Here is a 7,071-nt window from a genome sequence, read left to right as displayed (position 1 = left end):
CGACTCAAGTCGCCGTTCGTTTTTCCTCCCTGCTCTAAAGAGACAGAGCTTCCAAACGTATCGGAGATTTTACGTGATCTTCGAGGGACAATAAATAGAATCGAGACGGGGAAGCGTTCAGAATTCGCAGCCGCAACAGTCCCCCTGCGGGAATCGACAGGGAGGGGTTGACCTGTCCGTTGGCCGTGACGATCGCACCTTCCCGGCCCATCATCTGCATCATGGGGTTTCCCCGCCGACCCGAACTTCCCGCCGCGTCGAAATCTTGCAAAACCAGAAATTCTTCTTTCGCCGCCTTCACCTCCGGGATGTCGTCGAGTTCCCCCCGAATCACGAACAACCCCGCCAGACCCCCGAACACCTGATCGGCCACCCAGCCGTGGCGGTGGGGGTGATACCAAAAGGTTCCCGCCGGGTGATCTTCGGGAATCGTCAATTCGTAGGTCTGGGTTTCTCCGGACGGGACGTGGATGAAAACGTTGTCGGCGTTCCCCGTGGGGGGGACGTGCAGGCCGTGATAGTGCAGGTTCGTTTCTTGGGGGAGACTATTTTTGAACTGAATTCGCACCGTGTCCCCCGGTTTAGCTTCCAGCATCGGGCCGGGAATCTGTCCGTTGTAGGCCAACAGGTTCAGGGATTGGCCCGCGATCGCCGCCCGCACCGGACGGGCCTCCAACGCCACGTCCAGCAGTCCCCCTTGACTGGTCTTCCGGGGAAATTGTGCCTGTAGGGAGGCGCGAGAACCGCACTGGCCCAGGAGGGTTGCCCCGGCGGCGGTACTCAGGGTTAAGAACTGTCTGCGTTTCATCGGTTCAATCGGCGCGTGAAATGGGGTGATGCCCATCCCAGTTTAACGAACCATTTTCCGAGATTGACGGCAAACACAACTCCCGACTTACGGTTAGCCACCATATCGAGAGCGATCGCACCTCCTACAGTAGTGAATGGATGTTATCCAAAACGGTCGCAGGTTCACCGGCAAGGAGTCCGACCGTCCCCCGGAGGTTCGGTAAACACACCTTCATCAAAAGGACAGACCGCCCACAGTATAGAAATAAGAATCGATCTTGAAGATCTTATTCAAAAAGGACTCCCTTACTCATCCCATTCACCAAATGTGACCTGCGGTTTACTCGATTGGCGAATCAACGGGGCGGAAACAGAACAAATTTTGTAGTAGTCATAGGAGCAAAAGCACCACTATGGGAAAAGTAGTTGGAATTGACTTAGGAACCACTAACTCTTGTGTCGCGGTAATGGAAGGCGGTAAACCCACCGTGATCGCCAACGCCGAAGGCCTTCGCACGACCCCCTCCGTCGTCGCCTACGCCAAAAACGGCGATCAACTCGTGGGACAAATCGCCAAGCGCCAGGCCGTGATGAACCCCGAAAACACCTTCTACTCGGTGAAGCGGTTCATCGGACGCAAATCTTCAGAAGTAGACAACGAATCCAAAGAAGTCGCCTACAAAGTCCTCTCCGACAGCAGCGGCAACGTCAAGCTCGACTGTCCGGCCAGAGAGAAGCAATTCGCGCCGGAAGAAATTTCGGCCCAGGTTCTCCGCAAGTTGCTCGAAGATGCCAGCAAGTACCTCGGAGAAACCGTCACCGAAGCCGTCATCACCGTCCCGGCCTACTTCAACGACTCCCAGCGTCAGGCCACCAAAGACGCGGGTAAAATCGCCGGCATCGAAGTGAAGCGGATCATCAACGAGCCGACGGCCGCATCCCTGGCCTACGGCCTGGACAAAAAGAGCAACGAAACCATCCTGGTCTTCGACCTCGGGGGCGGTACCTTCGACGTCTCCATCCTGGAAGTCGGCGACGGCGTGTTTGAAGTGCTCTCGACATCCGGCGACACCCACCTCGGCGGCGACGACTTCGACAAGAAGATCGTGGACTTCCTGGCCGAGGAATTCATGAAAACCGAAGGCATCGACCTGCGGAAGGACAAGCAGGCCCTCCAACGCCTGACGGAAGCGGGGGAAAAAGCCAAGCAGGAACTCTCCAGCGTCACCCAGACAGAGATCAACCTGCCCTTCATCACCGCCACCCAGGACGGGCCGAAGCACCTCGACATGACCCTGACCCGGGCGAAGTTCGAGGAAATCTGCTCCGACCTGATCGACCGCTGCCGGATTCCGGTGGAAAATGCGGTCCGCGACGCCAAACTCGACAAGTCCGCCATCAATGAGGTAGTCCTCGTCGGCGGTTCGACCCGGATTCCCGCCATCAAAGAATTGGTGAAGCGGGTTCTGGGCAAAGACCCGAACCAAACCGTCAACCCGGACGAAGTGGTTGCCGTGGGTGCGGCGATTCAGGCGGGTGTCCTGGCCGGCGAAGTGAAAGACATCCTGCTGCTGGATGTGACTCCCCTGTCCTTGGGTGTGGAAACCCTCGGCGGCGTGATGACCAAGATCATCCCCCGCAACACCACGATTCCCACCAAGAAATCCGAGGTGTTCTCCACGGCGGTTGACGGCCAGACGAATGTGGAAATCCACGTCCTGCAAGGTGAGCGGGAAATGGCGACCGACAACAAGAGCTTGGGAACCTTCCGCCTGGACGGCATTCCCCCGGCTCCCCGCGGCGTGCCCCAAATTGAGGTGATGTTCGATATCGACGCCAACGGTATCCTGAACGTGACGGCGAAGGATAAGGGGACGGGTAAGGAACAGTCCATCAGCATCACCGGCGCCTCCACCCTGCCGGATAACGAAGTCGATCGCATGGTCAAGGAAGCCGAGCAGAACGCGGCCGCGGACCGGGAGCGCCGGGAGCGCATCGATCGCAAGAACCAGGCCGACACCCTGGCTTACCAAGCCGAGAAGCAGATCAACGAACTCGGCGACAAGGTTCCCGCCGACGAGAAGACCAAGATCGAAGGTCAGATCAAGGAGCTGCGGGATGCGATCGCCCAGGAAGACGACGCCAAAATCCAAACCCTGACCACCGAGTTGCAACAGGCGCTCTACACCCTCAGCAGCAACCTGTACCAGCAAGCCGGCGGCTCCGCACCGGGAGCCGAAGCGGGAGCGACGGGAGGCTCGTCTGACGGCGACGGCGGCGAGGGTCCGTCCGACGACGTGATCGACGCCGACTTCACCGAAGCCAAATAAACGAACTCGGGGTCCATTCCCCCGCTTCCAATCATCTGACAATTGCGACGGGGGAGACATCATCGATGTCCCCCCGTTTTTTGACGATGTTTGGATTCCCCGTGGGGGCAACCTTATAGGGTTGCCCGATGTTCGGGTATTGAACCGGAAATCGCCGAAAGATTCCTCAAATGGATCGATGTCGGGACACCTCCATCGAGATAAAATTGGCTGATTCGCTCAATCAACAGTTTTCGACCATGTCACCACTGCCATCGACCCAATCTGAACCCGACCGGACAAAAGTCTCTTCCATCCGACAATTGCGCCAATTCAGCAATCTATTGGACCGGGCGATCCGCATCCCCGGAACCTCCCACGGCATCGGTTTAGACCCCATTTTGGGGCTGATACCGGGCGGGGGCGACCTGCTGGGGGCGGTGTTTTCCGGTTATATCGTGTTGAAGGCGTTTCAGTTCGGCGTCCCCAAGGAAACCCTGCTGAGAATGGGGTCCAACATCGCCCTGGAAACGGTGGCGGGGACGGTCCCGGTCGTCGGCGACCTGTTTGATGTGGCGTGGAAGGCGAACGTCAAAAATGTCGATCTTTTGGAAGCCCATTTGGAGAATCCCGAAACCGGGAAAAAAGCCGATCGCGGGTTTGTCGTTTTACTCTTGGGCGGGTTGCTGCTACTGGTGATTTTGGTGTCCTTTGTCAGTTTAGTCGCGATCGCCCTGCTGTGGCGTCTGTTGCAATCCTTGTGACGGGTGTTTTCCCGGCGACAACCCGCGCCAAAAAAACCCAGAACAAATGGGCTCTGGGAATGTTCGATCGAATGGGATTTTTACCGTTCGTTCAATCGGTTCGGGGCGACCGAGAATTCCATCTCGGTTTGAGATGGATCGCCGTTGGACTTATGTCCACCAGATTTCTCGCTTGGGCGGATTTCCGCGCACTTCAAAGGAATCTCCGGCTTCGTTGAGGACTGCGTTGAGCTCGTTGACCGTAAACTCGTAACCGTCGGCGAGGGCGAGGGCGACAAACTCCTCCTCATTTTGCGCCTCGTTATATTTTTTCTTAATCTCGGGGTCACGACCGCCCGCTTCGAGCAGCGTTTCTACATTGTGTTTGGACATAAAGTCCCTCCTAACTGGGTCGTAGGATTGGGTACCCTTCTATTGTCTCAGGCTCGGATCTCAAAAAGTGTTACAAACTTTACTAAATGCCCCAAAAATTTCTGGGATTTTATGCGATCGTCCGGCGGCGTATTCTCGGGTTCCGGGGGACTCGATTCGCGGGATTTCCCCCTTCCGAACCGGGCGATCGCGAGGAGAATTAAGTCGGAGAATGGGTCGGAAAATTTTGTCGCGATCGAAAATGCCGACTTTTGCAAAAAATTATCTTTATAGTTGATAAAAATACACGACCAAGCTGGCCCCCGAAATTCCTTCGCCCCCGACCGGAAAATTGGCGGAGTTCAAAAAAGCAAAAAATTCCCAACGGAAAGGCAGTCAATCTCGTCACAATCGTCGCTCTGAGAGTCCCTCGGAAGCTCGAATTCGAGTCAGATTTAAAAACAAACTTGCCAGCGGCGTGCGGGGCGACCTCCGCCGAGATTAACATTAAATTAACAAAAGCTTAAACCAAAAGTGTTAAACTTCTTTTAATGTCAACTAGCCGACCTTCTCTTCCCGGTATTATACAAAAAACCGCGACTGTCACTCTAACTCCCACGTTTTATTCTAGATCATGGCAAAAACGAAAAAGTCCGAAACCCAGACCTCAAAATCGATCGACCTCGGCGATTCCCAATACTTTTTCAACCGGGAACTGAGTTGGCTGGAGTTCAACTACCGGGTCCTCGCCGAGGCCCTCGACGATCGCACCCCGCTGTTGGAGCGGCTCAAATTCCTGTCCATCTTCAGCTCCAATCTCGACGAATTTTTTATGGTGCGGGTGGCCGGTTTGAAGCGACAAATCGAAGCCGACGTCCGCAAGCGCACCCCCGACGGCCGCACCCCCCGGCAACAACTCACAGAAATTCACCAGCGGTTGCTGCCGATGGTGTCGGAGCAGCACCAATTTTTCGAGAAAACGGCGAAGGTAGAGCTGGCCAAACACGACATCCACCTGCTCAACTACATCGACCTGAACCAGGAACAGCGTACCTACCTGCACCACTACTTCGAGGAGCAAATCTTCCCCGTTCTCACCCCCCTGGCCATCGACCGCTCCCACCCGTTCCCGTACCTGTCCAACCTCAGCCTAAATTTGGCCGTCGTCCTCAAAAACCCGGAGACGGAGGAGGATTTGCTGGCCCGGATCAAAGTCCCCAAACTGCTGCCGCGGTTTATTTCCCTCCCCGAAAAATTCCAAAAACAGCGGGAGGGCAACGCCGGTTTCTGGACGGGCGTCCCCCTGGAACAGGTGATCGCCCACAACCTGGAAGCCCTGTTCCCGGGGATGAACATCCTCGACTACTACCCCTTCCGCATCACCCGAGACGCCGATCTCTCCGTGCAGGAAGACGAAGGGGACGACCTGCTCTTGGCGATCGAACAGGAGTTGCGGAAGCGACGCCTGGGGGGTTCGGCGGTGCGGTTGGAGGTCAACACCGGAATGCCCGAAAACATCCGGGAGATGCTCATGGAGGAGCTGGAATTGGCGCCCGAAGACATTTACACCGTGGAGGGGATCCTGGACCTCAAGGATTTGATGTCGTTCATGGGCCTGCCGATGCCGGAGTTGAAAGATCGGCCGTGGAGTCCGACCCTGCCCAAGTGGCTGGCGGACAGCGACGAAGTGACCACCTCGACGAGCAACGGCGAAATCGAAAAGGATATTTTCGCGATCGTCCGCCAGGGCGACGTCTTGGTCCACCACCCCTACCAATCTTTCTCGGCGACGGTGCAGCAGTTCATCACCCAGGCGGCTTACGATCCCAACGTGTTGGCGATCAAAATGACCCTGTACCGGACCTCGGGAGATTCCCCCATCATCAACGCCCTGATCGCGGCGGCGGAAAATGGCAAGCAGGTGGCGGCCCTGGTGGAGTTGAAAGCCCGGTTCGACGAGGAGAACAACATCCACTGGGCGCGACAATTGGAGCAGCGGGGCGTCCATGTGGTTTACGGGTTGGTGGGGTTGAAAACCCACACGAAGGTGGTGATGGTGGTGCGCCACGAAGAGGGCCACATCCGCCGCTACGTCCACATCGGAACGGGAAATTACAACCCGAAAACGGCTAAACTGTACACGGATTTGGGGCTGTTGAGTTGCCGGGAAGAGTTGGGGGAAGACCTGACGGACCTGTTCAACTTCTTGACCGGATATTCCCGCCAGCAGTCCTACCGGAAATTGTTGGTGGCGCCGGTGAATATGCGCGATCGCTTCCTGAGTTTGATCCGCCGGGAGATCGATCGCTGCCAAGCCGGGGAGACGGGGCGCATCGTCGCCAAGATGAACTCCCTGGTCGATCCGGAAATTATCGCCACCCTCTACGAGGCATCCATCGCCGGCGTCACCATCGATCTGATCGTCCGGGGGATCTGCTGCCTGCGTCCCGGAGTGAAGGGGGTGAGCGAAAATATCAAAGTGATCAGCATCGTGGGGCGCTTTTTGGAGCACTCGCGGATCTTTTATTTTTACAACAACGGCGAGGAAGAGGTTTACATCGGGTCCGCCGACTGGATGCCCCGAAACCTCAACCGGCGGGTCGAGGCGATCGTGCCGGTGGAAGAACCCAAACTGGCCAAGGATCTCCAGGAAGTGCTCGGCATCATGCTCTCGGACAACCGCCACGCCTGGGACTTGCAGGAAGACGGCCGCTACATCCAGCGGCGTCCGGCGGATAAGGCGCCCGAACTCAGCGCCCAGGATATTTTGATGGACACGGCGGAACAGGGGCGGTAATTTGGGTGTGGGGTGTGGGGTGTGGGGTGTGGGGTGTGGGGAATTTTACCTCCGCCCCTGT

General features: G+C 56.9%; 5 protein-coding genes. 3 read left to right on the top strand and 2 right to left on the bottom strand.

The features are described 5' to 3' along the window. Positions 1-34: 34 nt before the first annotated feature. Positions 35-808, bottom strand: coding sequence for a multicopper oxidase domain-containing protein (locus tag LKE08_RS00660; RefSeq protein ID WP_324702264.1), 774 nt, complete (start codon positions 806-808; stop codon positions 35-37). Positions 809-1,202: 394 nt separating this feature from the next. Here LKE08_RS00660 and dnaK point away from each other — a divergent pair, with 394 nt between their 5' ends. Continuing rightward, on the top strand, positions 1,203-3,119 hold the full coding sequence (gene dnaK, locus LKE08_RS00655; protein WP_324702263.1) for a molecular chaperone DnaK: 1,917 nt from the start codon (positions 1,203-1,205) through the stop codon (positions 3,117-3,119). A gap of 239 nt (positions 3,120-3,358) precedes the next feature. Beyond that, positions 3,359-3,862: a DUF4112 domain-containing protein gene (locus tag LKE08_RS00650; protein WP_324702262.1), complete on the top strand. Its 504-nt coding sequence runs from the start codon at positions 3,359-3,361 to the stop codon at positions 3,860-3,862. 150 nt (positions 3,863-4,012) lie between these two features. Here the strand turns inward: LKE08_RS00650 and LKE08_RS00645 are convergent, their stop codons facing one another. Continuing rightward, positions 4,013-4,234: a Nif11-like leader peptide family natural product precursor gene (locus tag LKE08_RS00645; protein ID WP_324702261.1), complete on the bottom strand. Its 222-nt coding sequence runs from the start codon at positions 4,232-4,234 to the stop codon at positions 4,013-4,015. A 613-nt stretch (positions 4,235-4,847) separates the two neighbouring features. Between LKE08_RS00645 and ppk1 the strand changes: the two genes are divergently transcribed. Further along, a complete protein-coding gene (gene ppk1, locus LKE08_RS00640; protein WP_324702260.1) occupies positions 4,848-7,010 on the top strand; it encodes a polyphosphate kinase 1 in 2,163 nt (720 codons plus the stop codon). Positions 7,011-7,071: the final 61 nt, after the last annotated feature.

It is taken from the genome of Lyngbya sp. CCY1209, assembly GCF_035615495.1.
Taxonomy (GTDB): Bacteria; Cyanobacteriota; Cyanobacteriia; order Cyanobacteriales; family Microcoleaceae; genus Limnospira.
Note: the sequence above shows the minus strand (reverse complement) of the source record. Positions and strands in the feature narration are given on the sequence as shown.

Excerpts from the sequence above, each read along its gene's own strand:
- LKE08_RS00660 (WP_324702264.1), bottom strand. The coding sequence starts at position 808 with ATGAAACGCAGACAGTTCTTAACCCTGAGTACCGCCGCCGGGGCAACC.
- dnaK (WP_324702263.1), top strand. The coding sequence starts at position 1,203 with ATGGGAAAAGTAGTTGGAATTGACTTAGGAACCACTAACTCTTGTGTC.
- LKE08_RS00650 (WP_324702262.1), top strand. The coding sequence starts at position 3,359 with ATGTCACCACTGCCATCGACCCAATCTGAACCCGACCGGACAAAAGTC.
- LKE08_RS00645 (WP_324702261.1), bottom strand. The coding sequence starts at position 4,234 with ATGTCCAAACACAATGTAGAAACGCTGCTCGAAGCGGGCGGTCGTGAC.
- ppk1 (WP_324702260.1), top strand. The coding sequence starts at position 4,848 with ATGGCAAAAACGAAAAAGTCCGAAACCCAGACCTCAAAATCGATCGAC.